Raw genomic sequence first — 26,088 nt, 5'->3', positions numbered from 1 at the left:
CAGGGCCGACAGATCCCGTTGAGGACCCAAGGTCAGTCAGTCGCTGGGTCAGACCCTGGCGGGAGACGCTCATCTACATCATCACTGTCAGACGCCCACGGGACGCAGCGGGGCGACCGGCTGGGGCAGCCGGAGACCGCGCTCACGCCACAGCCCGCGCATCCGGTCGGGGTAGTCGGTGACGACGCCGGCGACGCCCAGGTCGAGCAGGCGGCCCGCGAGCTCGGTGTCGTTGACCGTCCAGACCGCGACGTCGAGCCCGGCGGCGGCGGAGCGCTCCATGAGCGTCTCGTCGACCATGATGTGCTCGGGCGAGAGGGTGGTGGCCCCGGCGTCACGGGCCGCGGCGGCCACGTCGTCGCCGACGCCGCCGTTCCAGTGCAGGGTGTCGAGCTCGATCAGGGCGAAGCGGCGGGTGCCGGGGGCGACCCGCTCGGCGTGGCTGATCACGCGCCAGTCGAAGCTGAGGATCGCGGCGTTGCCGAGCCTGCCGTGCCGGTCTAGCTCCTCGACCACCAGGTCGGTGAACATCTCGGGGTCGGCGGTCAGCTCGGGCCGCGTCGGGTCGGACTTGAGCTCGATGTGCAGGCGTACGCCCTCGGCCTCGTAGGCGTTGACCAGGCCGAGCACCGCGCCGAGCGTCGGCATGCGGGTCTCGGGCATGGGCACCTGCGTGAGCGCGAACCGGTCGTCGGGGTGGCGCGGCAGGCGTACGCCGACGTCGAGCGTGCGCAGCTGCGCCAGCGTGAGGGCGTTGATCGGCTTGCCGACATAGGGGTAGAGCGGGTCTCCGGCGTGCACCGGGCCGCGGTCGGCGCTGGTGACGGCCGAGACGGTGAGGTCGTGCGTGAGCACGAGACGCCGGTCGGCGGTGAGCGCGACGTCGAACTCGAGCGCGTCGACGCCCAGCTCCATCGTGCGGCTCATTCCGGGCAGGGTGTTCTCCGGCCACAGGCCCCGGGCTCCGCGGTGACCATGAATCTCAACGCGCACACGGAGGACCCTACCGGTCACAGGGCAGGTCCAGGCAATGCCACGCCGCATCCTTTTTATCCTGGTATGCCCCGTCAGTGCGTTTCAGGCAACGCTTATGCTGTCCTCCGTGACGGAGGTTCTCATAACGGCCCATTCGATGACAGTCGAGGCATGGGTCGACGGCTGGGTGGTCTCCCGCAACACCCCGAAGCCCGTACGCGAGCCCTGGGGTCTGCGTGTGGACGTCGGCCGGCCCGGCCACCAGGCCAGGCACATCGTGCACTCCCCCACGCCCGAACTGCTGCGCCGCCTGACCACGGCCGTCACCACACCGGGCACGTGGCTCAAGCTCTGCGCCCCCGTGGAGGCGGTGGCCCCGCACCTGCCCCCGGCCTGGGCGGTCAAGGAGCAGGAGTACATGATGACCACGGCGTCGCTCTCGCGGGTGCCGCGGCGCGCGCCGGACGGCTACACCCCGGTCGTGACCACGCGCGCCGGCGTCACGGTCGCGCGCCTGCTGACCGCCACGGGCGAGGTCGCCGCCCGCGGGCAGGTGGCGCTCGGAGGCACCATGGCGGTGATCGACCAGGTGGAGACCGCCGTCGGACACCGCCGCCGCGGGCTCGGCACGGTGGTCATCACGATGCTCACCTCCGCCGCCGTCGCGCAGGGCGCGCACGCGGGCATCCTCGTCGCCACCCGCGACGGCCAGGCTCTCTACAGCTCTCTCGGCTGGACGCTGCACACCCCCGTCACCCCCGCCTACCTCGGCTGAGGCGCGCCTCAGCCCGAAATGAGCCGGTACGGGCGTCGAGGACGGCCCGCGTGCGTGGACCGCACCGGCGGCAGCGCCCACGCGAGCCCCTCCTCCACCAGGCCCTGCAGCACCCTCCTGGCGCTGCGTGGCGCGACGCCGAGCAACTCGGCGACGGTGTCGGCGTCGACCACCATGGACGCGGCATCGGCGCCGAGCCGTTCGACGAGCTGGTCACGGATCCTGATGGCCCGGGAGTCCGGCGGCCGCCGCACGACGTCGGACGGCTCGCGCCGGGCCGCCGGCAACGGCAGCACCGCGCCCTCCCCGTCGACCAGGTACGCCGCCGCCTCCCCCGCGCGGGCCCGGTCGAGCGCCATCGCCGCGTTGGCGTCGGCCTCCCTGGCCGAGCGGCCGAGCCCGAGTCCCGCCTCCACGTCGACGCCCACGTCGGCGCGCACCCGCTCGACGAACGGCGCCACCCGGAACCCGTCGGTGATCCGCGACAGCGCCCCCGCCGTGGTGGTGACCACGTAGGTGTTCTCCTCGCGCGCCGCCACGACCGCGCCCATCGCGCGCGCGTCGACCAGCAGCGACCGGTGCAGCAGCAACTTGAGCTCCTGCTGCCGGTAGTCGCCCGCGCCGCCGTGGCCCGGCCTGGCCGCGAGCGACACCAGCGCGATCGCGATCTGCGACTCCCGCGCCCGGCCGGCCGCACCGAGCAGCGCCGCGGTGTCGATGGCGCGGCGCACCGTGCTCACCGGCGGCGTCATGCGCAGCACCGGCACACCGTCAGTCGTCAGCCGCGTCGCGACCGTGCGGAGCGTGGTGAGGGCCGCCGTGGTCAGGCCCTCACGGTGGAGCCGCTCGTGGAAGCCGATGAAGCCGCGCACTGAACCGGGGCGGGGGTGTTCGCACACGTGCACGCCCGCCGTGGGCACGCCGATCTCGTCGTACGCCTCGGCGACCTCGGCCTCGCAGACGGAGTCGATGCTGATGCGGGCGGGGTCGAGGCCGTGGCGGGCGCCGCGCAGCAGCGCGGAGTAGAGCCCTGCCGCGCTCACCGGCACGTACGTGGCGGGCACGTCGATCTCGCCCGCCTGCATCGCGAGGTCGTACTGGAGCGGGCCGGTGAAAAGGACGGCGTCGACCTTGCCCACGAGCTTGCCGAGCTTGTCGGGCGCCTCGCTGTCGGCGGCGTAGGGGGCGCTCACCAGCCGCATCGTCGCCGCCGCCGGGAGCCCGGCCCCGACGTGCACGACCCGCTCCACCAGGTCGTGCGGTCCGACCACCCCGATGGTGATCCTCGATCGCAGCCGCTCCACGGCGCGCCCCCGAGCCCCTGCCTCAGCCGCCGGCGCGGAAGTCGGCCGCGGCCCGCAGGAACACGTCGTTGGCCTCGGGAGTGCCGATCGAGATGCGCACCCCGTCGGCTCCGTAGGGGCGCACCGCGCAGCCGACGACCGCGCACGCGTCGTTGAGAGCCTGGGTGCGCTGCTCGTCGAGGCGCAGCCAGACGAAGTTGGCCTCGGTGGGCGGCACCGTCCAGCCCTGCTCGATCAGCGCCTCGCGGACGCGGGTGCGCTCCTTGACCACCAGCTCGACCCGCTCAAGCAGCTCGTCCTCGGCCTTCAGCGAGGCGATGGCGGCGGCCTGGGCGACGTGGTTGACGGCGAACGGCACGACCGTCTTGCGGACGGCCTGCGCCACCGGCTCCTGCGCGATCATGTAGCCGACGCGGAGCCCGGCCAGGCCGTACGCCTTGGAGAACGTGCGCAGGACGACGACGTTGGGCCGGTCGGCGTAGAGGGTGAGCCCGTCGGGGACGTCGGCGTCGCGCACGTACTCGTGGTAGGCCTCGTCGATGACGACCAGCACGTGCTCGGGCATCCGGTCGAGGAACGCCTCCAGCTCGGCGCGGCGCACGGCCGGGCCGGTGGGGTTGTTGGGCGTGCAGACGAAGACGATGCGGGTGCGGTCGTTGACCGCCGCGGCCATCGCGTCGAGGTCGTGCTCCTCACCCTTCAGCGGCACCTGGACGGACGTCATGCCCGCGAGGCCAGTCATCAGCGGGTACGCCTCGAACGAGCGCCAGGCGTACACGGCCTCGGTGCCGGGTTCGCTCACCGACGTCAGCAGCTGCTGCAGGACCGTGACGGAGCCGGGACCGAGCGTGACGTGGCCCGCCGGCACCTTGTAACGCTCGGCGAGTGCCTCGGTCAGCTCGGTGGCGGCGGGGTCGGGGTAGCGGTGGACCTCACGCGCCGCCTTGGCGATCGCCTCCAGCACGGACGGCAGCGGCTCGTAGGGCGACTCGTTGGAGGACAGCTTGTACGACCGGCCACCGGGCGCGGCCACGGACTTACCGGCCTTGTACGGGGCCATGGTGTCGAGAATCGGGCGGAAACGAGGCATGCCCCAACCATATGAGGACGAACGCGCAGGGGCATCACGCAGGGCCGCGCCCCGGCGGCGTCAGTCTCTGAGGCGCAGCATCGGCGGGTGGAGCAGCTCGGCCGGACCCCGGCGATAGAGCTTGGCCGGGCGCCCGCCGTCGCGGGTCGTGGTCGCGCCGGTCTCGACCAGGAAACCCTCGGCCTTGGTGACCTTGCGGTGGAAGTTGCGCGGGTCGAGCGGCCGGCCCCAGACGATCTCGTAGACGCGGCGCAGGTCGGCCACCGTGAACTCGGGCGGGCAGAACGCCGCCCCCAGCGAGGTGTACTCCAGCTTGCCACGGGCGCGTTCGACGCCGTCGAACATGATGCGGCGGTGGTCGAAGGCCATGACGTTCAGCGCGTCGATCGGCTGCCAGCTCATGTGGGCCTTCTCCGAGGCGGGCAGGTCGGGGGCGAGGCCGAGGTAGGCGACGCTCAGGACGCGCTGACGGGGGTCGCGGTCGGGGTAGCCGTACGTCTGGAGCTGCTCCAGGTGGACGGGCGCGCCCGGCAGACCGGCGCGCTCGGCGAGGATGCGGTGGGCGGCGGCCGGGAGGTCTTCGTCGAGCTGGATGAAGCCGCCGGGAAGCGACCAGCGCCGCAGGAAGGGCGGGTTGTCGCGGCGCCACACGAGGGCGCTGAGCGCCTGGTTGCGTACGGTGAGGACGACCAGGTCGACGCTGACCGGGACGTTCGGGACCATGGACGGCACGTTACACGCACCCGGCGGGCCGGCGGCCCTTCAGGAGAGTTTCCGCACGTGCAGGGGCTCGGTCGTCTCCTGGCCCGACGGCAGCCGCACGCCGATCCGCACCCACTCGCCCGCCGAGATCTTGCTCCAGTCGAACGGCACCCACGCGGTCTCCATGCCCTCGGGCAGGTCGGCCTCGACCGGGTGTTCGTCCAGCCAGCCGACGGCCGCCACCTCCATCTGGTCGGTCGTCTCCCCGGTCTCGCCCGACCACCGCACGGTGACAGTGCCGCCCTTGAGCTTGTAGCCGCGCACCTCGACGCCGTCCTGCGTGCCGTTCGGGCGGCGGATCGCGTCGACGGCGACGGGCCGCTGCCAGTCCTTGGCGATCTCGGTCTCCAGCGAGGGCCGGCCGCAGGTCATGAAGTCGCTCCACATGTACGAGACGATCTTCTGGACGTACCGTCCGGCCATCGCCACCGCCTGGTCGAGGCGCTTCTTGTCGGTCTTGCCACGGGTGCCGGTCGGGGCGCACGGCTCGTCGCCGGACGGCTCGAACGCCTCCACGTTCGCCCAGAGTTGCACCTGGTAACCGGCGTCCAGCATCTCCTGCCGGGCCTCCGCCATCGCGCGGTAGTAGTCGCGCGTCGACCCGTGGTAGGCGGTGTCGTACGTCGCCTCGCCCACCACCGGGCGCAGCCGCTCGTCCACCTCCATGTCGCGCTCGTCGGGCCAGAACAGGCCGACCTTGCCGGTGCCGCGGCTGTCCTGCGGCGCGATGATGCCGACGCCCGTCTCGGCCAGGGCCTTGAAGCCCTCGGCCACCTGCTGGGGCGTCTGCCCGAAGGCCACCCGCTTGCGCGCGTCGAGATAGGGGCTGATCAGGATGGGCTTGCCGGGCAGCTCCTGGTCGACGATCCTGTGCTGGTCGGCGTAGACCTCCAGCGTGGGATTCCCGGCCAGCGTCTGCGACATCTGCACCTCGAACGGCTGGTAGACGCCGCCCAGCGAGGGCCGGTCGCCGAACCGCACGCCGTAGTCCTGCAGGATGCGCCGGGTCAGCGTGGTGAGCGTGCCGAGGTGGCGCTTCTCCGCCCTGGTCGGCGCCTTGGAGTCGCGGGGCGCGAGCGGCAGCGCGGGGAAGATCCGCATGCCGAACCGATCGCCGAGGTCGAGCAGCTTGCCGAGGCTGTCGTTGGGCGACCCGACCATCAAAATCATGTCGTACGACTGGGCCTTGTCGGTGAAGTCGCAGGTGGCGTCGTCCGAGCCGTCGGCCTGGGTGATGAGCCGGTAGTAGATCCGCTTGCCCACCTCGACGGCGTGCTCCATCTCGGGGCAGCGGAACAGGTCAGGGCCGAACGACTCGTCGGTCCGGTAGACGTACATGCGGCCGATGCGGTTCTTCGGGTTGGCCTTGCGCAGGTCGCGCTCGGCGGCGTCGTGGCAGGACAGACCGTCCTCCTCGCACGCCTTGTAGAGCGAGTCGACCTCGTGCTCCTTGGTCAGCACCTCACCGTCGTCGGTGACCGTGCGGAACTGCAGGCCGTAGCCGATCCGGATGATCGTGTCGCCGCCGACCCGGTGGATCTCCTGCAGTTGCTTGCGCCAGGTGCACGGGTCGGACTTGGGAGTGATCCAGTAGCCGGTGACCGCGTAGGGCGCCTTCTCCTGGGTGTCGAACGTTCCACAGGGGTCGGTGAACGCGCTGACCTGGGGGGTCGGAGCGGTGCTCGACGGCGTCGGCGCCGACTTCTCGGCCGCGCCGACGGTCGGCTGCCCGGAGGACCTCGGCAGGACGATCACCACGGCGGCGACCACGGCCAGGACTGCTGCTCCCACTACCAGGAAGAGCCAGCGCACGTTCGGAACCCACCCACTCTTGTGAGGTTGTCGAGACGTTATCGATTGACGCCGGCCCAGGACTCCAGCTGGGAGACGAACCGCTTGGCCGAGTTCGGCCAGTGGTGGTTGGCGCGGGCCGCCGCGTAGCCGCGCGCGCCCTGCGCATGCCGCTCACGCACGTCGTCGCGCAGCATCAGCACCGCCTGCGCCACCGCCTTCGGGTCCTGCCACGGGACCACCATGCCGCTGTCGTAGCGCTCGACGAGCTCGACCGCCCGCGGTGAGGGGGTGGTGATGACGGGGATGCCGTGCGCCATGTACTCCACGATCTTCGTGGGCATCGAGTGCCGGTAGTTCGGCTCGTCGTGCAGCAGCGACAGCCCCGCGAGCGCCCCGTCGAGGCGCTTGAGCGCCTCGTCGTTGGGCATGAAGTCGCGCCACTCCAGCAGGCCCTCGGCGACGGCCTGCTTGAGCATCGGACGGCTCTGCGGGTCGGCGTAGCCGATGAGCTCCACCGCCACCCGGTACGGCTGCAGCAGCCGGGCGACCTCGACCGCCTCGAACACGCCGCGCGCCCGCGACAGCCAGCCCAGGTACACCACGCGGTCGTCGCCAGGAGGCGTGACCGAGTCGGGCACCCAGGTCTCGTTCGGCACGATGAGGTGGGCGTCCTTGAACCGGCCCGCGTACGCGGTCTCGGCCAGCAGCAGGTGCATGTGCCGTTCTGCGGTGCCCTCCAGCAGCCGGGCGAGGAAGCGCACGGGCGGGCGCAGCGGCGCCGGCAGCCACGGCTTCAGCGACAGCGTCGCGGGGGTGTCCTCGTGGACGTCCCACACGACCGGCGGCCTGTTGCGCACGCCCCACACCGCGAACAGCAGCTCGGGGTCGTGGATGAGCACCAGGTCGACCTTGTCGCGCATGCGCTTGAACAGCCGGCGCGCGGCGATGACCGCGGCGACCCGCTTGCGCTGGGCCGCCCGCGGCAGGTCGACGCCGTTCACCCATGGCCGGGGGACGACGCCGTGGGCGGTGAAGGACGCGGCGTACGTGACCTCATGACCGGCGTCCACGAGAGCACGGATCTGCCTGTGCAGAATCCTCGCGTCCTCGGGGTTATGCACCACCGTCATGACGAGCACGTGCACTGCGCGCTACCTTCCGTCGCTACAGCCGCTCGACCCGTTCACCCTCGGCGAGCACGCCGCGGGTGTCCAGCACGAGCCTGGCCTTCGCCTCGACCATGTCGAGGTCGAACGCGGCGTGCTGCTGCATGAGCAGCGTCACGTCCGCGTTGATCACGGCCTCGCCCAGATCCTCCTCACGCGGCACCGGGGTGCCGTCCACCGACCACTCCTTGACGTACGGGTCCGCGAACGTGAGCTCGGCACCGAGCTCCAGCAGCGCACGGGCCACGGGCAGTGCGGGGGTCTCGCGCTCGTCGGCGATGTCCGGCTTGTAGGTGACGCCGAGCATGACCACCCGTGCGCCGTTCACAGCCTTCCTGTGCCGGTTGAGCAGCCGCTGCACCCGGTTGACCACGTACGAGGGCATCCGCTCGTTGATCTCCTGAGCGAGCTCCACGAACCGGAACGGGTATCCGAGCTTGCGCACCGTGTACGACAGGTACGACGGGTCGACGGGGATGCAGTGCCCGCCGACGCCGGGGCCCGGCAGGAACTTCTGGAAGCCGAACGGCTTGGTGGCCGCGGCCTCGATCGACTCCCACAGGTCGATGCCGAGCTCGTCGCAGAAGATCGCCATCTCGTTGACGAGGGCGATGTTGACGTGCCGGTAGGTGTTCTCCAGCAGCTTGGCCATCTCGGCCTCGCGGGTGCCGCTGACCGGCACCACCTGCTCGATGAACTGGCCGTAGAACGCCTTGGCCCGGTCGCGGCAGGTGGCGGTGTAGCCACCGACGACCTTGGGCGTGTTGCGCAGGCCGAACTTGGGGTTGCCCGGGTCGATGCGCTCGGGCGAGAAGGCGAGGTGGAAGTCCTCGCCTGCGACGAGGCCGGAGTCCTTCTCCAGGGTCGGCCTGACCACCTCGTCGGTGGTGCCGGGCCACGTGGTGGACTCCAGGACGACGAGCGTGCCCTTGGTCAGGTTGCGGGCGACGACGCGGGTGGCGCCCTCGACGGCTGACAGGTCGGGCCGGTGGTCCTCGTCGAGCGGGGTGGGAACGCAGATGACGATCGTGTTGCTCCGGGCCAGCACGGACTCGTCGAGCGTCGCGCTGAAGCCGTTGGCCAGCATGTGATCGAGGTCGGCGTCGGTCAGGTCATCGATGTAGGACTGCCCGGCGTTGAGAGCTTCGACCTTCGTAGGGTCGACCTCCAGGCCGACGACCCGCAGACCAGCGGCTACCGCTTCCTTGGCGAGCGGCATGCCGACGTAGCCCAGGCCGATGACAGCCAAGTCGATTTCTGTCACAGCTGTGCCTTTGGAAGCCGGAAACAACACTTCATGGTGGCAAAGGTTATCTCAAGTCCACCTAGCTCACGCCTAATGCGACTGAACCCGTCCCAACTGACAGCTAACGGCATGGTCAACGATCCGTAAGAGACTGGTAGAGAGCACGGTAGGTCTCGGCAACGCGACTCCAAGTGCGCTTGGTCGCGACCTCCGCGCGTCCCGCCTCACCCATCTCGGCGCGCTTCGCGGGGTCCTCCCGCAGCCCGGCGATCGCCTTGGCGAGCGCCTCAGGATCGCCCGCGGGCACCAGCATCCCGGCCCCGTCCGAGCCGACGAGCTCCGAGAGCGCCGGCAGGTCACTGAGGACGACGGGCTTGCCGAGCGCCATGGCCTCGACCGGTTTCAATGGCGTAACGAGTCGGCATACCCGCAGATCCTCACGCGGGCAGGCGAAGACGTCGATCGCGTCCTGGGCCTGCAGCGCCTCGTCAGGGCCCACCCGGCCGGGCAGGATCGCGTCGCGCAACCCCAGCTCCTCGACCAGCTGCAGGAGGTTCTCGCGCTCGGTCCCGTCGCCCACGATGAGCACCCGTACGGGCGTGCGGCCGTCACGCAGCAGCGCGGCGGCGCGCAGGAGCGTCGCGAAGCCCTCGTAGGCGACGATGCTCGACACCGACCCGACGACGATCTCGTCGTCGCCGATCCCGTACGCGCGCCGGAACGACGCCCCGTCGTAGTTGGCCGTGAGCAGGCTGTCGTCCACGGCGTTGGGCGCCAGGTGGATCTTCTCCCTGGGCACGCCACGCTCGACGATCTCCGTCGCCATGGTCTCGGCCAGCGTCACGACGGCGTCGGCCTCGCGCATGAGGAACGCTTCACGCTCGCGCTGGAGGAGGTGCCGCTGGCTGCCGACCCTGATCGGGTCGCGCGAGGCCCAGGTCTCCTCCAGGAAGCCGCGCACCTCGTAGACGAACGGGGTGCCCGTGCGGTCGCGGACGGCGTGCGCGATCGAGCCGTTGCGGTGGTCGGTGGCGGCGTGCAGGATCTCGGGCCGCAGCTCGGTCACCAGCCGGGTGACCGCGTCGGCGCCCCTGATGATGCGGCCCTGGGTCTCGAACGGCATCTCGCCGTGGCCGTCGGGCAGCAGCCGGTGGTAGGGGATGCCGTCGATCTCCTCGTACGGCGCCGCGTCCGCGTGCCCCTGCAGCATCGGCCAGCCCCAGCTGGTGACCACGTGCGGGTCGATGCCCGCGGCCTGCTGCGAGGTGACGATCCGGTGGGTGCGGACGGTGTAGCCGGCCTGCGTGTACGGCAGCGCGTTCGTGACCAGGTGCATCACCCGGCCCTTGACCCGGCTCAGGATCGCGATCTTGGGCGCCGGCGGGATCGGGTCGGGGCTGATCGCCGCGAGCTCACCGCGGTAGTACGCGGCCCTGCGCTTGACGAACGGGTACTTGGTGTGGGCCTCGAGCAGATCGGCGGCCTCGCTGACGCGGCCGGCGTCCCAGTGTGCCTTCGCCTCGTTCCACGGGCCCTTGACCACGCGCATGCCGAACTTGCGCACGATGCGCCTGGCACGCCGGGCGGTGGGCCAGGCGACGCTGCCCACGACGGGGCGGAGCCGGGGCGGCAGCGCCTCGGCCGCGGCCTGGGCCACGCGTACGGGGTCGGACTTCACCTTCGTCGCGACCACGCGGGAGACGATGATCGGGTGCTGGACGAAGCCCTTCAGCAGTCCGCCGACGCCGGCGCGGGCGGACTTCGCGGAAACCTTGCCGGGGGCTTTGGAGGAGTCTTGACGACTGGCGTCGGATGCCACGCGGTGACCGTACCATAGGCAACGTTTTTTCCCTTCCGCTATGAAAGGCGAGGTCAATGAGGGAGAACCCCCTGGTCCTGCACGTTTTGGGTGCTCGTCCCAATTTCGTGAAAGCGGCCCCGGTGGTGCGGGCACTCGGTGAACTCGGCGTGCGGCAGGGCATCATTCACACCGGTCAGCACTACGACGCGCTGATGTCCGACGTGTTCTTCGCCGACCTCGGCCTGCCCGAGCCCGTCGCGAACCTCGGCGTCGGCTCCGGCAGCCACGCCAAGCAGACCGCGGCACTGCTCGTGGGCCTGGAGGAGGTCGTCCAGAGCCACGAGCCCGACCTCGTCGTCGTGTACGGCGACGTCAACTCGACGCTGGCCGCCATCCTCGTCTGCGCCAAGCTCGGCATCCCGACCGCCCACGTCGAGGCCGGCCTGCGCTCGTACGACCGGGGCATGCCGGAGGAGGTCAACCGGGTCGTCACGGACGCGCTGGCCGACCTGCTGTTCGCGACCTCGCCCGAGGCGCTCGCCTACCTGGCCTCCGAGGGCGTGCCCGCGGACAAGATCCACCTCGTGGGCAACCCCATGATCGACAGCCTCTTCTCGGCGCTGCCGTCGCTCGACCCGGCCCCCGTGGTGGAGCGGCTCGGCCTGCCCGCCCGCTACGCCGTCGCGACGCTGCACCGGCCCGCCAACGTCGACTCCGCCGAGGCCGCCAAGGAGCTCGTGGACGCGGTGCTCGAGGTGTCTCGGCGGGTGCCGGTCGTGGTGCCGATCCACCCGCGCGGCAAGGCGCGGCTGGCGGAGGCGGGCCTGGTCGACGGCGAGACGGTCAAGGTCGTCGACCCGCTCGGCTACGTCGACTTCCTCTCCCTCGTCCGCGGCGCCGCGCTGGTCGTCACCGACTCCGGCGGCGTCCAGGAGGAGACCACCATGCTGGGCGTCCCCTGCCTGACCGTCCGGCCCAACACCGAGCGGCCGATCACCATCACCCACGGCACGAACCGCCTGGTCACGCCCGCTTCGCTGCCAGCGGCGGCGGACAAGGCGCTGGCCGACGGCGCCGCCACCCCGGCCGGCGAGCTGCCGGTGCTGTGGGACGGCAAGGCGGGCCCGCGCATCGCGAAGGTGATCTCCGCGTGGCTGGAGGGCGACAATCTCGCCCCTGCCTCTCAAGCCGAACGCCAGGAATAGCGGCGCAATCCGCCGTACTATGACAAACCTCCGCTGAGCGATAGGCGTACCACGATGGCCGAAACCCCCGAAGAGCCCACCTACCAGCGGCTCGGTCCCGTCAACTGGCTGCCAGAGGAGCGCAAGCTCGTCGAGCGGTTCGAGTCGGAGGTGCGGGAGCTACGGCGACGTCTGGAGATCGCCGAGGCCAAGGCCGCGTACGCGACCTGGAAGCTGGAGGCCACGCAGGCGAAGCGGACCTTCAAGCTGGGCGAGGCCCTGGGCTCCAAGAGCCCGGGGAAGATCGTCAAGGCGGTCCGGTCGAGGCAGCGGGCGCCCAAGCCGCCCGTGCCGGTCAGCGAGGCCACCGAGCTGGCCAACCACCGGCCGCCGCCGGTCGAGGTGCCGGCCGTGAAGTGGCCTTCCGGGCCGGTGAACCGGCCCGACCTGAAGGTCGCGGTGATCCTCGACGACTTCTCCAGGATGGCGTTCCGCTACGAGTGGGACCAGATCGAGTTCGGGCTGAAGGACTGGCCGGAGATCTTCGCCGAGAAGCGTCCCGACCTGCTGTTCTGCGAGTCGGCCTGGCACGGCAACCAGGGCCGCTGGCGCTACCAGATGACCGGCACCAACGCCCCGAAGGAGCCGCTGCGCGAGCTGGTGGCCTGGTGCAAGCGGGAGGGCATCCCGACGGTCTTCTGGAACAAGGAGGACCCGCCGAACTTCGACTTCTTCATCGACACGGCCAAGCTGTTCGACTACGTGTTCACCTGCGACGGTGACATGGTGCCGAAATATCGGGAAATTCTCGGACACGACCGGGTGGACGTGCTGCAGTTCGCCGCCCAGCCCCGCGTCCACAACCCGATCCAGCAGAACAAGGGCCGTCTGCACGACGTGGTCTTCGCCGGGATGTACTTCCGCGACAAGCACCCCGAGCGCCGCGAGCAGATGGAGACGGTCATCGACCCCGTCAGGGAGCTCGGGCTGCACATCTTCGCCCGCAACGGCGAGGTCGACGAGAAGTACGCCTGGCCGGAGAAGTACCGGCCGCACATCGTGGGCGAGCTGCCCTACGACCAGATGCTGGCCGCGTACCGGATGTACAAGGTCTTCCTCAACGTCAACTCCGTGCTCGACTCGCCGACCATGTGCGCGCGGCGCGTCTTCGAGCTGTCGGCCTGCGCCACCCCCGTCGTGTCGGGATGGTCGCGGGCCGTCGAGGAGACGTTCGGCGACCTCGTCCCGATCGCGCGCGAGCCGATCGAGTCGTACAACCAGGTGCTGCACCTGATCAACAGCCCCGAGCTGCGGGCCAGGATGGGCCACCTCGCGATGCGCGAGGTGTTCGACAAGCACCTGTTCTCGCACCGGGTCGACCAGATCCTGCAGAACCTCGGCCACCGGGTGGAGCCGCGCACCCGGTCGATCTCCGTCGTGCTGCCCACGAACCGCGCCGCGCAGATCGAGCACGCGATCTCGTCGGTGGCCAAGCAGCGCCACCGCCCGCTGCAGCTCATCATGGTGCTGCACGGCCTCGACATCGACCCCGTCGTGGTCGCCGACAAGGCCCGCATGGCGGGCATCGTCGACGTCGTGGTGCTGCCCGCCGCCGCCGAACTGTCGCTCGGCGCCTGCATGAACCTCGGCATCGACGCCGCCGAGGGCGAGCTGATCGCCAAGATGGACGACGACAACCTCTACGGCGAGCACTACCTGTCGGACCTGGCCAGGGCGTTCGACTACACCGACGCCGAACTCGTCGGCAAGGGCGCGCACTACGCGTACTTCGAGGGCAGCAACACCACGATGCTGCGCCTGCCCGGCCTGGAGCACCGCTACTCCTGGCTCGTGCAGGGCGGCTCGTTCCTCGGCAAGGCCGACATGTTCCGCTCGTACCGCTTCGCCGACATCACCCGGGGCGAGGACACCCACCTCGTACGACGGCTGAAGGAGGACCGCGTCAAGATCTACTCGACGGACCGGTTCAACTTCGTCTACTGGCGCAGCGCCGACACCTCGATGCACACCTGGCAGGCCGACCACATCAAGCTGACCAGGAACGCGCAGTTCGCCTTCGTCGGACGCCCCGACGACCACGTCCTCATCTGAGGCGTCAGGCGGACGCCTTGGCCATGGTCTCGTCGGCGAGGCGGGCGAGCTCGAAGATGCCCTGCGGCTTCACCTGCCTGCCGACCACGAGCATGCTCATGACCATCGTGCCGCGCCTGATCATGACCGAGCCGATCTGGGCGGTGGTGTCCTTGTCGCCGGTGGCGGTCGTCAGGTAGGCGTGCGACTGGTCGCCCTTGGCGGGCATCTTCAGGGCTTTCGTCCGGTACGTCACCTTCTTGCCGGCGACGTCGGCGGTGTAGCGGGTGCACTGCTCGGGCAGCGCCTTGGGGAAGGCGGGCGACGGGAGCGACACCACGGCCTGGGTGATCGAGCCGCTGTCGGCGGCGAAGGCGATCACCGCGGCGGGCGCCTTCGCGACCGCGGGCACGGCGGCGTCGAGCTGGGCGGCCCCCGCGCACTCCGGACGCTCGGCCTTGGCCTGGCGCAGGGCTTCGAGCCCCTGCTGGGTCGACTTCAGCGTGCCGAACGCCCCCACCTCGGGGCCGTAGGCGACCTTCATGCCCGTGGGCACGGGAAGCAGGGCGGCACGCAGCTTGTCGGTCTCGGCGGACGCCGGGGCCTGTCCGGCCGCGGGCGCCTTCTGCTCTTCCCCGGAGGAACATCCGGTGATCACGAGCGCGGTCAGAAACACGCCGGAAACAGCCTTGCGCATGGCCTCTCCATTTCACTCTGGCGGCATTGTGCAGAACGCTAGAGGACACGGAGAGTAACGGCCTGGGCAACGACGCTATTCGCGGGATTAAGGGGCTTTAGGAGCGATTTCCTGTTTGACGTTGTTCCCGCTCCCGCCTTTGTGACCTGCTGCGAAGAACGCCCTGACCGAAACCCTGACAGGCGTCACGGACATTCCCCGTCGCGCACCCGTCCGCCACTCGCGGCAAAGGGGCATTCGCCGTAACAGGTCGCGCAAAAAGTTCTCGAAACGCTGCGCGCCCCCGTGGGGCTTTTCACCCGGGCTGCTGATGATCGCGCCATGAGCTGGTCTCCGCACGATCTCGGGCTGGATCGCCCCATTTCCCGGCGCGATCTCTTCGACGGCATCGCGGTGGGCGTCCTCGGCGGCGCTCTCGGGACAACCATCGCGAAGCCGGGCACGGCGCAGGCGGCCCCTCCCAGCGTCACCGTGGGCGGCGACACCGCCGAGGCCCTCAGCGTCCCGCACGCGCTGCGGGACGGCCGCTTCTGGACGCACGCGGGCGAACCTGAGCCCACCGGCGAGAGCTACGACCTCGTCGTGGTGGGCGGCGGGCGCGGCGGGGTGAGCGCCGCCAACGCGTGGCTGCGGCGCAGCCCGGCCGCACGGGTGCTCGTGCTCGACAACCACGACGCGCTCACCGGGCCGCCGCCCGGCCCCTCGGGGCCGCCGGACGCCGTGATGTGCGACGCCGAGACCTTCGGCGCCGACACCCTCGTCACGACCACCGGCCCCGGCTGGGCCGACCGGCTCCCCGTCGCCGAGGCCGCCCGGCGCGACCTGCGCCTGCTGCGCGACGACCCGCCCGACTGGTTCCCCGGGCTGACGGCGGAGGGCAAGCAGGAGCGCCTCGCGGAGCTGACGTACTCGCGGTTCCTGCTGGAGGTGTGCGGGACGCATCCCGACGTGGAGCGGTTCCTGCGCACCACGCCGAGCCGCGAGTGGGGCTACGACGCGCGCGCGTTCGGGGCCGTCGACGCCTGGGGCACCGGCTACCCGGGCTTCGCCGGGCTGGGGCTCGACCGCGACAAGCCGTCCCGCTACAACTCGCCCACCGTACGGCGGAACTGGCACGGGCCGGTGGCGAGCCAGGAACCGCGGCTCGACGAGCGGGCGCGGCTGCGCCTGTCGAGCCCGGTCGTCCTCGTCCGCGACGGCGCCCGCTCGGCCGTCGTCGGCTACCACGACGGGCACCGGGTCGCCACGGTCGATGCCGGGGCCGTCATCCTGGCGTGCTGGAGCGCCGTCGTGCCGTACCTCGTGCCCGGCCTGCCCGAGGAGGTCCGGCAGGCGCTGCGGCAGGCGGTCAGGGTGCCGGCGCTGCACGCCACCGTACGGCTGCGCGACCCGCTCGCCTGGCGGCGGCTCGGCGTCGAGCGGGTGCGCTGGACCGGCGCCTACTGGTGCGCGACCGAGTTCGCGCCCCCGGACTCCGTGCGACTGGTGGCCACGCCGTGCCGCTCCGAACTCGGCCCGGACGCCGGCTCGGCGGCCGGTCGGCGGGAGCTCGCGGGGACGCCGTACGAGGTGCTGGAGGAGTCGATCCGCGACCAGCTCGCCCGGCTGCTCGGGCCCGTCGGGTTCGACCCGGCCAGGGACGTCACGGAGATCAGGATCGACCGGTGGGGGCACGCGTACCCGCCCGAGTTCTGCCGGCCGTGGCACCCTCACTACCCCGACGGGCCGTTCCCCGCGGACGCGCTGCGCGGGGCGTTCGGCAGGATCGCCGTCGCCGGTTCCGACGCGGCGCCCGGGGCTCGCGACGACGCCGCCGCCGTGGCCGCAGAGCGGGCCGTGAAGGAGCTCGCGTGAAGCTGAGGCCGCCCTGGCTGCGGGTGTTCGTCGTCGGGTTCGTCCTGTGGGTGGCCAGCGTGGTCGTCACCGCCTGGACGTCCAACTCCAACCTGGTGCCGACCGTGGTGCTGCTCGGCAGCTTCCTCGTGCCGGTGACGTTCGTGGTCTGGGCGTACGCGCACGGCCGCTCGCGCGACGTGACGGTCGAGCGGATGTTCGTCGCCTTTATCGTGGGCGGCGTGCTGGGCGTGCTCGGCGCCTCGCTGCTGGAGAGCTGGTTGGTGCGGCCGTCCGTCGTCATGTACGTCCTGGTCGGCCTCATCGAGGAGGCCGTCAAGCTGGCCGCCCTGATCTTCGTCGCCCGCAGGGCGGCGAGGGACAAGGTGCGCGACGGCGTCGTGCTCGGCGCCACCGTCGGCTTCGGCTTCGCCTCCTTCGAGAGCGCCGGGTACGCCTTCAACGCCCTGTTCACGACGCACGGCCTGTCGCTGACCCAGCTCGTCGAGACCGAGGTGCTGCGCGGCATCCTCACCCCGGTCGGGCACGGCCTGTGGACGGCCATCGCGGGCGGCGTGCTGTTCGGCGCGCGTGGCCGGCTCACCCTGCCGGTCCTGCTCACCTACCTGGGCGTCTCGCTGCTGCACGCGCTGTGGGACTCGATGAGCGCCATCGCGATCGCGATCACGCTCGTGCTGACCGGGCGGCCCTGGCAGTTCGCGGAGCTGCGCATCGGCATGGTGCCCGACGTGTCGCCGTGGCAGGTGCACGTCTACACCGTGCTGCACTGGGCGGGGCTCGTCCTGAACTCGCTGATCGCGCTGGTCTGGCTCGCCGTAATCCTCGCCCGAGGGCGCCGACGCGACGTCTCGTACCAATAGTCACAGTAATGAACGTTGTGCTACCACTGCGCCAGACACTTCATCGGTGCTAGTCTCCTGTGCGATCTTCCGGAGGTGTATTTACACAAGGTGTGGAAATGCCCCCGACTCGAGGTTGGGACATGGGCTCGCGAAACCGGTCAATTCGGTTCCAGATCTTCCTGTTACTGCTGCTACCTCTCCTGTCTCTGAGCGCGCTCTGGGGTTTCGTCCTCAACCTCACCATGGGCGACGGGCAGTCGCTCTTCCGCGCCACCACCCTCTACGAGACGATCGGCGTCACCTCCACCGACCTCGGATCACAGCTGCAGGCAGAAAGACTCCGCACCGCGCAGGCACTCGCCAGCCGTGACCTCACCGAGGTGCTCGGCAGCCAGCGCTCCCGCACCGACCAGTCGGTCGCCGAGTTCCAGCGGGCGGTCACCGAAGCCGGCGACGCCGCCGGCGACGAGCTGCGCGCCGCCCTCTCCAACCTCCGCACCGCCCTCGACGGCCTCCCCACGATCAGGGCCGCCATCGACGCGGGCACCGGCCCCCGCCTGTCCGGCCTGTACGCCTACAACCGCCTCCTTGACACCCTCTTCCTCCTCCACGACGACCTCGTGCCCGTCTCCGATCTGACGCTCTACCAGCAGGCGTCGGCTCTGCAGGCCATGGGCCAGGCCAAGGAGTACATCTCCCGCGAGCACGCCCTCGTCGTCGGCGCGCGCGACTCCCGCCGGCTGAGCGAGCCCGAGACCGCCTCCTTCACCGAGTACGCCGCCTCCAGGAAGTTCCTGCACTCCCGCGGCATCGCCGGCCTCGACGTGACGCTGCGCAGGCCGTACGAGCAGGTCTTCGCGTCCGAGCTGTTCCTCACGTACGCCGCCCTGGAGACGCGCGTCGTCAGGACCGGCACGCCGCCGTCCGACCCGGACGCCTGGAACCGCACCGTCGAAGACCTCGTCTCCCGCCTCGACAAGCTCGGCACCGACGCCTCGGACACCCTGGCCGGCCGCGCGTCCGACGCCGCCACCGGCACCGTGCTCAGAATCGGCCTCGCGGGCGGGCTCGGGTTGCTCGCCGTCCTCGCGTCGATCATCATCTCGGTACGCTTCGGACGACGACTCGGCGGAGAGCTGGCCGAGCTGCGTTCCGCCGCGGTGGAGCTGGCGCAGCTGCGCCTGCCAGGGATCATGGCGCGGCTGCGCAAGGGCGAGGACGTCGACGTGCGGAAGGAGGCCAAGGCGATCAAGGTGAGCGGTTCCGCTGAGATCACCGACGTGGCCAGGGCCATCGGCTCCGTGCAGCGCACCGCCGTACGCGCCGCCGTCGGCCAGGCCGCGCTGCGGCACGGCGTCGGCCAGGTCTTCCTCAACCTCGCCCGCCGCAAGCAGGGCCTGCTGCACCGGCAGCTCGGCCTGCTCGACGGCATGCAGCGGCGTACGCACGATCCTGACCGCCTGGAAGAGCTCTTCCGCCTCGACCACCTGACCACCCGCATGCGGCGGCACGCCGAGAGCCTCATCGTGCTCTCCGGGGCCGCGCCGGGACGCGCCTGGCGCAAGCCGGTGCCGGTGATCGACATCGTCCGGGCGGCGGTCGCCGAGGTCGAGGACTACACGCGGGTGAACGTCGCCGCCATGCCGCCCGGCGCCGTCGACGGCTCCGCCGCGGCCGACGTCACCCACCTGGTGGCCGAACTCGTCGAGAACGCCACGATCTACTCGCCGCCCGACAGCCCCGTGCAGGTCCGCGGCGACCGGGTGACCAACGGCTACGCCATCGAGGTCGAGGACAAGGGCCTCGGCCTGTCGGCCGCCGAGTACGGCCAGATCAACGCGCTGCTGGCCGAGCCGCCCGAGTTCGACCTCGCCGACAGCGACCGGCTCGGCCTCTTCGTGGTGGCCACGCTCGCCAGGCGGCACGGCATCAAGGTGCGGCTGCGCCGCTCGCCCTTCGGCGGGACGCTGGCCATCATGCTGGTGCCGCGCGCCATCGTGGCCGAGCCGCCGGAGCCGGAGACCGACGACGGCAGGGCGGCGTTGCAGAGCCGTACCCGCAAGAAGGCGCTCGCGGTCGTCGCGTCGGGCACCCACGCCGGCCTTCCCAGGCGGGTGCGCCAGGCCAACCTCGCGCCGCAGCTCAAGGAGACGCAACCCGAGCCGCAGCCCGACCAGCAGGCCGAACGCTCTCCCGACGAGGTACGCGACCTGTTCTCCGCGTTCCAGCGGGGAGCCCAACGCGCCAGAGAAGAAGCCTCTGAAGAGGAGCCCATGAGCAAGGGGGACGACGCATGACTGTGCCGGCCAAGAACACCGGTGAGCTGAACTGGCTGCTGGACGACCTGGTCACCCGGGTCGCCGCCGTACGCCAGGCGGTCATCCTGTCGACCGACGGCCTGGCCGTCGGTCATTCGAAGGGATTGAGCCGCGAGGACGCCGAACACCTGTCGGCCGTGGCGTCCGGCTTCCAGAGCCTGGCCCGCGGCACCGGCCGCCACTTCGGCGGCGGCGAGGTGCGCCAGACCATCGTGGAGATGGAGACGGCGTTCCTGTTCGTCACCGCGGCCGGCCAGGGCACGTGCCTGGCGGTGATCGCCGACGCGAGCGTCGACGTCGGACAGATCGCGTACGAGATGGCGATGCTGGTCAAGCGCGTGGGCCAGCACATCACCACCAATCCACGCGCCGGCGCGTCATGAGTGATCGCCCGCAGTGGTTCGATGAGGAGGCGGGGCCGGTGGTGCGGCCCTATGCTCTCATCCGCGGCCGAACGCGCTCCTCAGGTGACGCGTTCGACCTCGTGGCGACCGTGCGTACGATCGGCGACCCGCCGGACGACAGCGGTCCCGAACAGCAACACATACTGCGGGCAGCGCGCAACCCGATCTCGGTGGCCGACCTGGTCGCCGAGCTCGACCTGCCCATCGGCGTCGTCCGGGTGCTGCTCGGCGACATGCGTGACCACGGCCTCATCTCGGTGACGTCGCCCGCAGCAGGCGGGGCGCGGTCGAATGAGCGCATTCTCAAGGAAGTGATCAATGGACTCCGTGCTCTCTGAGGACCCTGTCGCGCTCAAGATTCTGATCGCGGGCGGGTTCGGCGTCGGCAAGACCACCCTCGTCGGCTCGATCAGCGAGATCAAGCCGCTGCGGACGGAGGAGGTGCTCTCCGATCGCGGGGTCGGCATCGACGATCTCGACGGCGTGGAGTCCAAGACCACCACGACCGTGGCGATGGACTTCGGCCGCATCACCATCCGCGAAGGGCTCGTCGTCTACCTGTTCGGCACGCCCGGCCAGGAGCGGTTCTGGTTCATGTGGGACGAGCTGTCCTACGGCGCGCTCGGCGCGGTCGTGATCGCCGACACCCGGCGGCTCACCGACTGCTTCCCCTCCATCGACTACTTCGAGCAGCGCGGCACGCCGTTCGTCGTCGCCGTCAACTGCTTCGACGACGCCGACGCGCACAGCATCGAGGACGTCCGCATCGCGCTCGACCTCGACGACGACGTGCCCGTCATGCTCTGCGACGTCCGCCGCCGCTCGTCGGCCAAGGAGGTCATGATCGCGCTGGTCGAGCACTCGCTGCGGACGCTGGCCTCGGCCAACTAGCTACAGCGCGCGCAGGCCGTTGATCACCTCACGGAGCAGGCTCTCCGACGGTGCGGCGGCCTTGTCGCGCGGCGGGCGCACCGTCACCAAGGCGTGCTCCAGCAGGTCGCCCAGCAGCACCCGGACGACACCGACGGGCAGGCCCAGGTCCGAGGCGATCTCTGCCACGGGCCTGGCCTTGCCGGTCAGCTGGTTCAGCAGCCGCCGGTGCTGAGCACTCAGCTCGGCCTTCGCGGGGACGGGCGAACCCGTCGAGACGACGGTCGCCAGCAGATCGACCTCCGCGGAGACCGGCCTCGTACGCCCGCGTGCGACCGCGTACGGCCGCACGACGGGCCCCGCCTCCTCGTCAACCCACTCGTGCTCGCGACTCACGATTCAGATCCCCCATCCTGGTCGCCTTCCTGCCGTCCACGCTGCCAGCCCGACTGGAGCGAGGACAGCAGCGCCCGGGCCTGCTCGGGCGAACGTTCCTCGGGCGGCGCCGCCGACTCCCCCGGGTCGGGCGCCCGCGTCAGCCGCTGCGGCGGCGTCCGCCGTTCGCGGCGGGGCAGTCCGATCGGCTCCGGCTGCGCCTGATGCGGCACGGCGTGCTCCTGCGTGACGGCGCCGCGCCTGCTCGTCCTGACCCGGCGCGGCAGCCCGCCCGGCCCGGTGGTCTCGGTGTCGGTACGCACCACCGACACCGACACCGACTGCAGCTCCAACGGCTGCGTGGGCGGCGCCATGGGCTCCACCAGCTCGGCCGGGACGAGCACGACCGCCGTGACGCCGCCGTACGGTGAGGGCTTGAGCGTCACCTTGACGCCGTGCCGGGCGGCGAGCATGCCGACCACCGAGAAGCCGAGCCGCTCGGTCTGCGCGGGGTCGAACTCCGGCGGGCTGGCCAGCCGCGCGTTCACGGCGTCGAACGCGTCGTCGTCCATGCCGAGGCCGCGGTCCTCGATCTCGACGGCGAAGCCCCGTCCGACCATCTCGCCGCGTACGGAGACCTCGTTGTCGGGGGACGAGAACGACGCGGCGTTCTCGATCAGCTCGGCGAACAGGTGCATGAGGTCGGCGACCGCGCCGCCGGGGACGCCGCACTCGGGCATCGGGTAGACGCGGACCCTGGTGTACTCCTCCACCTGGGCCGCGGCGCCGCTCAGCACGTCCTCGACCGGGATGACACCGCGCCACCTGCGGCCCGCCTGGCCGCCCGACAGCAGCACCAGGCCCTCGGCGTGGCGGCGCATGCGCGTGGTGAGGTGGTCGAGCTTGAACAGCCGTTCCAGCGCCTCCGGCTCCTCGGTCTGGTGCTGCATCTCGTCGAGCAGCTTGAGCTGGCGCTGCAGCAGCGACTGGCTGCGGCGGGCCAGGTTGCGCAGCGCCTCCGCGACGCCCTCGCGCAGCCTCGCCTGCTCGACGGCCGCGTCCACGGCCGTGCTCTGCACGCTGTCGAACGCGGCCGCGAGATCCGCGACCTCGCCGGTCGGTTTCGCGCCCACCCGGATGGGCGGGGCCTCGGCCGCGATGTCGACCTCGTCGCCCTTGCGGAGCTTCGCCACGACGTCGGGCAGCCGGATCTCCGCCAGCTCCAGCGCGGTACGCCGCAGCGTCCCCAGCTCGCCGGCGAGCCGGCGGCCCACCCGGATGGAGACGACGATGGAGAACACCACCGCGATCAGGCCTATCAGGCCGGCCACGATCGCCCGTACGACGATGCCCACGCCCGCCGGTTCCATCCTGGCGAGCAGCTTCTGCCCCGTGCCGTAGACGGCCTCGCGGAACTCCGTCTGCACCTGCTCGGCGATGCCACGCCAGAGGTCGACGTCCATGGGCCGGCCGCCGATGAAGCCCTCCAGGAGGTTCTCCATGGTGACGTAGCGGGAGGAGTAGTACAGCTTCTCGAAGGGGGCGCGCAGCTCGGTGTCCAGGTTGGCCAGCGCCTTCGGGAACAGGTACGTCCGGGAGCCGTCGATGCCCGCCAGCAGGTGGGTGTCGCGCATGTTCGCCCGGCCGTTCGAGGCGAGGACCAGGGCGTGCTCGCGGGCGAGCAGCTCGCGTACCTCGTCGGCCGCGATGAGGCCCTGTGCCTGCAGCGACGTCTCGATGTCGGTGCCCATGGTCAGCCGGGCGTACAGCAGGTGGACCTCGTCGGTGATCTTGGCGTACTCGTTGACGAGGGCTCCTGGGGCCAGCCGGTGGTCGTCCACCTTGGCCCTGATGTCGGGTAACCGGTCGACCGCTTCGAACAGCACCTGGAGCTGGGCGTGCATGTCGGGGGTGAGCGCCGAGGCGGTGTCCTTCGACAGGGCTCGCTGCCGCATCTCCTTGCCGCTGTCGTCGACCTTCGCGCGGGCCTTGGCCAGCCTTTCGAGGTCGTCGCCGACGCCGACGCCCGCGAGTTGCTCGGCCGAGGCCAGGCGCTCGGCCTGGAGGTCGGTGACGAGGCGGGCGGACGTGTCGATCACGTCGGTCCAGATCCTCTGGGTCGTGAGCAGGTTGAGCGCGTCCCCGAGCGTGGTGCTCGCGGCGAAGCCCCAGAGAGCCACCAGGGAGATCAAGGGGATGACGAGCAGCGTCGAGATCTTGAATCTGATGGATCTGCCCGATGCCATGACACCTGCTCCCGGATAGAAGATCGCGGGAGAGAATAGCACCGAAACTAGTGGTTCTAAGATCGACTAGCGATAAATCTGTGATATGTCGGGAAATTTGCGGCTAGTGCCGCGTGTGGCTTCCACGTCACCCTGACCAGCCAGGCGGCGAGCACCGCGAGCAGCGCCACCTCGGCGCCGAGCAGCAGCCGTTCGACGAGCCCGATCAGCACCCGGTCGCCGGGCAGGGCCACGTACGTGATCGCCAGCAGCCCGAACCCGCCGGCCAGCGCCACCCACTCGACGACCCTGGCCACCGGCTTCCAGACGGCGTCCGCGCCCAGCCTCGGCACCAGCAGCGCGCCCGCGGCGGGCAGGCTCACGAAGGCCGCTACCGAGGCGTACCGGTGGATCTGCGCGGCCACGTCCGGGTCGTGGCCGAGAGGTGTGGTCGGGACCATCGCGGCCACCGCGAGCGCCCCCGACCACACCAACAGCAACCGCTCCGGCATCCCCCGTACGGGCGCCCCCGCGGCCCGCAACCCCGCCAGCAACGCCAGCGACCCGACCGCCAGCACCGCGATGGCCACCTGCGTGACGCCCCCATCGCGAGAGAGGGCGTACTCACTGACCGTGACACTCATGGGATCAAGCTGAGCACCCGCCCCGACCTGCGCCACCATCACCCCGACCACCGAGCACACAATCGAGGCGCATGCAACCAGGGGATAGAGCCTCTTCACTGCGGTCATAAGACCACTTTCCCGCCACGACCCCTGCGGGACATCCGGCCCCACCCCCGACAAACCCCTGACCCAACCCTGACCTCACACCCCCACCCGCGAACACCCACCCGTACGCCCTTCCACGGCGAACACGGCGCACGCGGCGAAACCGGCCCGCGCCGGGTGGTCGCCGCTCGGCCCCCACCTTCCCTCAAAAGGGACATCCGCCCGTACGTCCGGTCCGGTGGCGACGTGGACGCCCGCCGGTGTTCGTGAGGGCGGGGTTTGTCGGAGGCGATCTTTACGCTGCGGCGCATGACTGGTGAACCGAAGGTGGGCGACCCCGAGGCGGCCTGGTGTGCGGTGCGGGAGCTCATCGAAGCGCGCCGGCCCGGCGGTCTCGCCCGCCGTGCGCTCTCGCTGACCGACGCCGAACGGGCCGAGATCGCCCGGCGGCTGCCGGAGTTCCGCAAGCAGGCGCGCGCGAGCCTTCGACCGGACTTCGGGGATGACGACGATCTCCCCTGGTCCGGGTGGGAAAGAGACCGGATCGGCGGGCTGGGAGAGGTGCTGCAGATCGCGGGCGCCGCGACGCTGCCGAGTCCCGCCGCCGTGACCGCCTGGCTGGGCCGCCGCGAGTTCACCGCTCGCTGGGGGGCGTACGACCCGGCCCACGTGGTCCGTGTGCTGGCCGCCCGTCCTGTCGCTTTCCAGGCAGACGTGGCGACGCGGCTGGCCGTGAAGATCCGTACGGCGGACGACCGTCTCGCCCCGCTCGCGCTCGCGCTGCTGCGGGCGTGCGGCGCTCCCCCGCCCGAGCACGATCCGCTCGTCGCCGCCTGGCTCGCGGCCGGGCCGGTCAGCCCCGACCCGCTGCTCGGCCCGATGCTGCCGCGGATCTTCGAGGCGGAGGGAGCCGGGCGCGAGCTGCGCGACGAGCGGTGCGAACCCGCGCCCACGCCGTGGCTCGCCCTGTTCCAGCGGCTGCTCGCCGCCGGCGTCGCCGTAGGGGGCGGGCCCGCGGTGCCGCCTGCCGGCGCTCCCCGGCGCGGGCGCGTCTCGCGGGGCGAGCTGCTCGACCACTGTCTCCGCCGCTTCCTGCGCGGTGGGGAAGCGCCTGATCTGCGGTTCTTCGTCCGGCTGCACGACATGATCGACCCCTCACCGGAGGAGAGTGCCGCGCGTCGGCGCGACTACCTGCGGCTGCTTCCCGCCGCCCCAGGCACGGTCGCCGCCCTGGCGCTGGCGCAGGTGCGCCGGTGCGGCCCGTACGACGACGGCGAGGCCGCCGAGGCGATCGAGGCGCTCACGTTCCGGGCGGAGACCGAGCTGGCCCGCACGGGCCTGCGCTGGCTGGAGGACGAGGTACGCCACACGCCAGGCCAGGCCCCCGACCTGGCCCCGGCCCTCGCCACGGCCTTCGGGCACGCCTCGTACGCGATCCAGGGCCGCGCGGCCCAGATCGCGATCAAACAGGCGACCGCGTTCGCCCCGGCCGCCGAAGTACTGTGCGCCGCCGTCCCCATGCTGCCGGCAGCACTCGGCGCACGAGTGACCGCGGCCTTCAGCAGCCGCACGGCAGCCTAGGCT

Annotated in this window: 22 protein-coding genes; 10 read left to right on the top strand and 12 right to left on the bottom strand. The window is 71.1% G+C overall.

Features of this window, described 5'->3' with window-relative positions; genetic code table 11:
- Positions 1 to 87: 87 nt before the first annotated feature.
- A complete protein-coding gene (locus BLR04_RS35755) occupies positions 88 to 1,044 on the bottom strand; it encodes a glycerophosphodiester phosphodiesterase family protein (protein ID WP_090773606.1) in 957 nt (318 codons plus the stop codon).
- 88 nt (positions 1,045 to 1,132) lie between these two features.
- Between BLR04_RS35755 and BLR04_RS35750 the strand changes: the two genes are divergently transcribed.
- Complete coding sequence (locus tag BLR04_RS35750; protein ID WP_245740899.1) at positions 1,133 to 1,750, top strand: GNAT family N-acetyltransferase; 618 nt, start codon at positions 1,133 to 1,135, stop codon at positions 1,748 to 1,750.
- 8 nt (positions 1,751 to 1,758) lie between these two features.
- On the opposite strand, the gene BLR04_RS35745 is transcribed toward BLR04_RS35750, so the two are convergent.
- The 7 genes from BLR04_RS35745 to BLR04_RS35715 all read right to left on the bottom strand — a co-directional run bounded on the left by BLR04_RS35745 (position 1,759) and on the right by BLR04_RS35715 (position 10,931).
- A complete protein-coding gene (locus BLR04_RS35745) occupies positions 1,759 to 3,054 on the bottom strand; it encodes a hypothetical protein (RefSeq protein WP_090773605.1) in 1,296 nt (431 codons plus the stop codon).
- Between the two features lie 22 nt (positions 3,055 to 3,076).
- Positions 3,077 to 4,144 (bottom strand): histidinol-phosphate transaminase, encoded by a 1,068-nt coding sequence (gene hisC, locus BLR04_RS35740; protein WP_090773604.1) that lies wholly within the window; start codon positions 4,142 to 4,144, stop codon positions 3,077 to 3,079.
- Between the two features lie 60 nt (positions 4,145 to 4,204).
- A complete protein-coding gene (locus tag BLR04_RS35735; RefSeq protein WP_090773610.1) occupies positions 4,205 to 4,867 on the bottom strand; it encodes an NUDIX hydrolase in 663 nt (220 codons plus the stop codon).
- Between the two features lie 39 nt (positions 4,868 to 4,906).
- Complete coding sequence (locus tag BLR04_RS35730) at positions 4,907 to 6,718, bottom strand: DUF4434 domain-containing protein (RefSeq protein ID WP_090773603.1); 1,812 nt, start codon at positions 6,716 to 6,718, stop codon at positions 4,907 to 4,909.
- 38 nt (positions 6,719 to 6,756) lie between these two features.
- Complete coding sequence (locus BLR04_RS35725; protein WP_090773602.1) at positions 6,757 to 7,845, bottom strand: glycosyltransferase; 1,089 nt, start codon at positions 7,843 to 7,845, stop codon at positions 6,757 to 6,759.
- Between the two features lie 19 nt (positions 7,846 to 7,864).
- Positions 7,865 to 9,130: a nucleotide sugar dehydrogenase gene (locus BLR04_RS35720; protein WP_090773601.1), complete on the bottom strand. Its 1,266-nt coding sequence runs from the start codon at positions 9,128 to 9,130 to the stop codon at positions 7,865 to 7,867.
- A 115-nt stretch (positions 9,131 to 9,245) separates the two neighbouring features.
- Positions 9,246 to 10,931, bottom strand: a complete 1,686-nt coding sequence (locus tag BLR04_RS35715) for a glycosyltransferase family 4 protein (protein ID WP_090773600.1) — start codon at positions 10,929 to 10,931, stop codon at positions 9,246 to 9,248.
- A 56-nt stretch (positions 10,932 to 10,987) separates the two neighbouring features.
- Between BLR04_RS35715 and wecB the strand changes: the two genes are divergently transcribed.
- Both wecB and BLR04_RS35705 read left to right on the top strand, forming a co-directional pair.
- Positions 10,988 to 12,118, top strand: a complete 1,131-nt coding sequence (wecB, locus tag BLR04_RS35710; RefSeq protein ID WP_090773599.1) for a non-hydrolyzing UDP-N-acetylglucosamine 2-epimerase — start codon at positions 10,988 to 10,990, stop codon at positions 12,116 to 12,118.
- A gap of 54 nt (positions 12,119 to 12,172) precedes the next feature.
- Positions 12,173 to 14,209, top strand: a complete 2,037-nt coding sequence (locus BLR04_RS35705; protein ID WP_090773598.1) for a glycosyltransferase family protein — start codon at positions 12,173 to 12,175, stop codon at positions 14,207 to 14,209.
- 4 nt (positions 14,210 to 14,213) lie between these two features.
- Here the strand turns inward: BLR04_RS35705 and BLR04_RS35700 are convergent, their stop codons facing one another.
- On the bottom strand, positions 14,214 to 14,885 hold the full coding sequence (locus BLR04_RS35700) for a hypothetical protein (RefSeq protein ID WP_090773597.1): 672 nt from the start codon (positions 14,883 to 14,885) through the stop codon (positions 14,214 to 14,216).
- Between the two features lie 321 nt (positions 14,886 to 15,206).
- On the opposite strand from BLR04_RS35700, the gene BLR04_RS35695 reads away from it, so the two are divergent.
- The 6 genes from BLR04_RS35695 (at position 15,207) to BLR04_RS35670 (ending at position 21,194) form a co-directional block, all read left to right on the top strand.
- Positions 15,207 to 16,739: an FAD-dependent oxidoreductase gene (locus BLR04_RS35695; protein ID WP_245740898.1), complete on the top strand. Its 1,533-nt coding sequence runs from the start codon at positions 15,207 to 15,209 to the stop codon at positions 16,737 to 16,739.
- Positions 16,736 to 17,599 carry a PrsW family intramembrane metalloprotease gene (locus BLR04_RS35690; protein WP_090773596.1) on the top strand — a complete coding sequence of 288 codons (864 nt, stop codon included), beginning with the start codon at positions 16,736 to 16,738 and terminating at the stop codon, positions 17,597 to 17,599. The genes BLR04_RS35695 and BLR04_RS35690 overlap by 4 nt, the downstream gene beginning before the upstream one ends.
- Positions 17,600 to 17,721: 122 nt before the next feature.
- Entirely contained in the window at positions 17,722 to 19,878 is a 2,157-nt protein-coding gene (locus BLR04_RS35685) for a sensor histidine kinase (RefSeq protein WP_176903446.1), read from the top strand.
- Positions 19,875 to 20,282 carry a roadblock/LC7 domain-containing protein gene (locus BLR04_RS35680; protein ID WP_090773594.1) on the top strand — a complete coding sequence of 136 codons (408 nt, stop codon included), beginning with the start codon at positions 19,875 to 19,877 and terminating at the stop codon, positions 20,280 to 20,282. Before BLR04_RS35685 ends, BLR04_RS35680 begins: the two co-directional genes overlap by 4 nt.
- On the top strand, positions 20,279 to 20,641 hold the full coding sequence (locus tag BLR04_RS35675) for a DUF742 domain-containing protein (protein WP_090773593.1): 363 nt from the start codon (positions 20,279 to 20,281) through the stop codon (positions 20,639 to 20,641). Before BLR04_RS35680 ends, BLR04_RS35675 begins: the two co-directional genes overlap by 4 nt.
- Positions 20,622 to 21,194, top strand: a complete 573-nt coding sequence (locus BLR04_RS35670) for a GTP-binding protein (protein ID WP_090773592.1) — start codon at positions 20,622 to 20,624, stop codon at positions 21,192 to 21,194. The genes BLR04_RS35675 and BLR04_RS35670 overlap by 20 nt, the downstream gene beginning before the upstream one ends.
- On the opposite strand, the gene BLR04_RS35665 is transcribed toward BLR04_RS35670, so the two are convergent.
- The 3 genes from BLR04_RS35665 to BLR04_RS35655 are packed head-to-tail and all read right to left on the bottom strand — an operon-like array spanning position 21,195 to position 24,525.
- Positions 21,195 to 21,569 carry a DUF742 domain-containing protein gene (locus BLR04_RS35665; protein WP_090773591.1) on the bottom strand — a complete coding sequence of 125 codons (375 nt, stop codon included), beginning with the start codon at positions 21,567 to 21,569 and terminating at the stop codon, positions 21,195 to 21,197.
- Complete coding sequence (locus BLR04_RS35660) at positions 21,566 to 23,794, bottom strand: sensor histidine kinase (protein ID WP_090773590.1); 2,229 nt, start codon at positions 23,792 to 23,794, stop codon at positions 21,566 to 21,568. Before BLR04_RS35660 ends, BLR04_RS35665 begins: the two co-directional genes overlap by 4 nt.
- 56 nt (positions 23,795 to 23,850) lie before the next feature.
- Positions 23,851 to 24,525, bottom strand: a complete 675-nt coding sequence (locus tag BLR04_RS35655) for a DUF998 domain-containing protein (RefSeq protein WP_090773589.1) — start codon at positions 24,523 to 24,525, stop codon at positions 23,851 to 23,853.
- Between the two features lie 288 nt (positions 24,526 to 24,813).
- Here BLR04_RS35655 and BLR04_RS35650 point away from each other — a divergent pair, with 288 nt between their 5' ends.
- Positions 24,814 to 26,085 carry a hypothetical protein gene (locus BLR04_RS35650; protein WP_143022358.1) on the top strand — a complete coding sequence of 424 codons (1,272 nt, stop codon included), beginning with the start codon at positions 24,814 to 24,816 and terminating at the stop codon, positions 26,083 to 26,085.
- The last annotated feature ends 3 nt before the right edge of the window (positions 26,086 to 26,088 follow it).

This window comes from Nonomuraea maritima, from assembly GCF_900100395.1.
In the GTDB taxonomy this organism is placed as follows: Bacteria; Actinomycetota; Actinomycetes; order Streptosporangiales; family Streptosporangiaceae; genus Nonomuraea; species Nonomuraea maritima.
The sequence above is the reverse complement of the archived record's forward strand: the minus strand, read 5'-3'. Positions and strand labels throughout refer to the sequence as shown.

Excerpts from the sequence above, each read along its gene's own strand:
- BLR04_RS35755 (WP_090773606.1), bottom strand. The coding sequence starts at position 1,044 with ATGCGGCGTGGCATTGCCTGGACCTGCCCTGTGACCGGTAGGGTCCTC.
- BLR04_RS35750 (WP_245740899.1), top strand. The coding sequence starts at position 1,133 with ATGACAGTCGAGGCATGGGTCGACGGCTGGGTGGTCTCCCGCAACACC.
- hisC (WP_090773604.1), bottom strand. The coding sequence starts at position 4,144 with ATGCCTCGTTTCCGCCCGATTCTCGACACCATGGCCCCGTACAAGGCC.
- BLR04_RS35735 (WP_090773610.1), bottom strand. The coding sequence starts at position 4,867 with ATGGTCCCGAACGTCCCGGTCAGCGTCGACCTGGTCGTCCTCACCGTA.
- wecB (WP_090773599.1), top strand. The coding sequence starts at position 10,988 with ATGAGGGAGAACCCCCTGGTCCTGCACGTTTTGGGTGCTCGTCCCAAT.
- BLR04_RS35705 (WP_090773598.1), top strand. The coding sequence starts at position 12,173 with ATGGCCGAAACCCCCGAAGAGCCCACCTACCAGCGGCTCGGTCCCGTC.
- BLR04_RS35700 (WP_090773597.1), bottom strand. The coding sequence starts at position 14,885 with ATGCGCAAGGCTGTTTCCGGCGTGTTTCTGACCGCGCTCGTGATCACC.
- BLR04_RS35695 (WP_245740898.1), top strand. The coding sequence starts at position 15,207 with ATGAGCTGGTCTCCGCACGATCTCGGGCTGGATCGCCCCATTTCCCGG.
- BLR04_RS35685 (WP_176903446.1), top strand. The coding sequence starts at position 17,722 with ATGGGCTCGCGAAACCGGTCAATTCGGTTCCAGATCTTCCTGTTACTG.
- BLR04_RS35680 (WP_090773594.1), top strand. The coding sequence starts at position 19,875 with ATGACTGTGCCGGCCAAGAACACCGGTGAGCTGAACTGGCTGCTGGAC.
- BLR04_RS35675 (WP_090773593.1), top strand. The coding sequence starts at position 20,279 with ATGAGTGATCGCCCGCAGTGGTTCGATGAGGAGGCGGGGCCGGTGGTG.
- BLR04_RS35670 (WP_090773592.1), top strand. The coding sequence starts at position 20,622 with ATGGACTCCGTGCTCTCTGAGGACCCTGTCGCGCTCAAGATTCTGATC.
- BLR04_RS35660 (WP_090773590.1), bottom strand. The coding sequence starts at position 23,794 with ATGGCATCGGGCAGATCCATCAGATTCAAGATCTCGACGCTGCTCGTC.
- BLR04_RS35655 (WP_090773589.1), bottom strand. The coding sequence starts at position 24,525 with ATGACCGCAGTGAAGAGGCTCTATCCCCTGGTTGCATGCGCCTCGATT.
- BLR04_RS35650 (WP_143022358.1), top strand. The coding sequence starts at position 24,814 with ATGACTGGTGAACCGAAGGTGGGCGACCCCGAGGCGGCCTGGTGTGCG.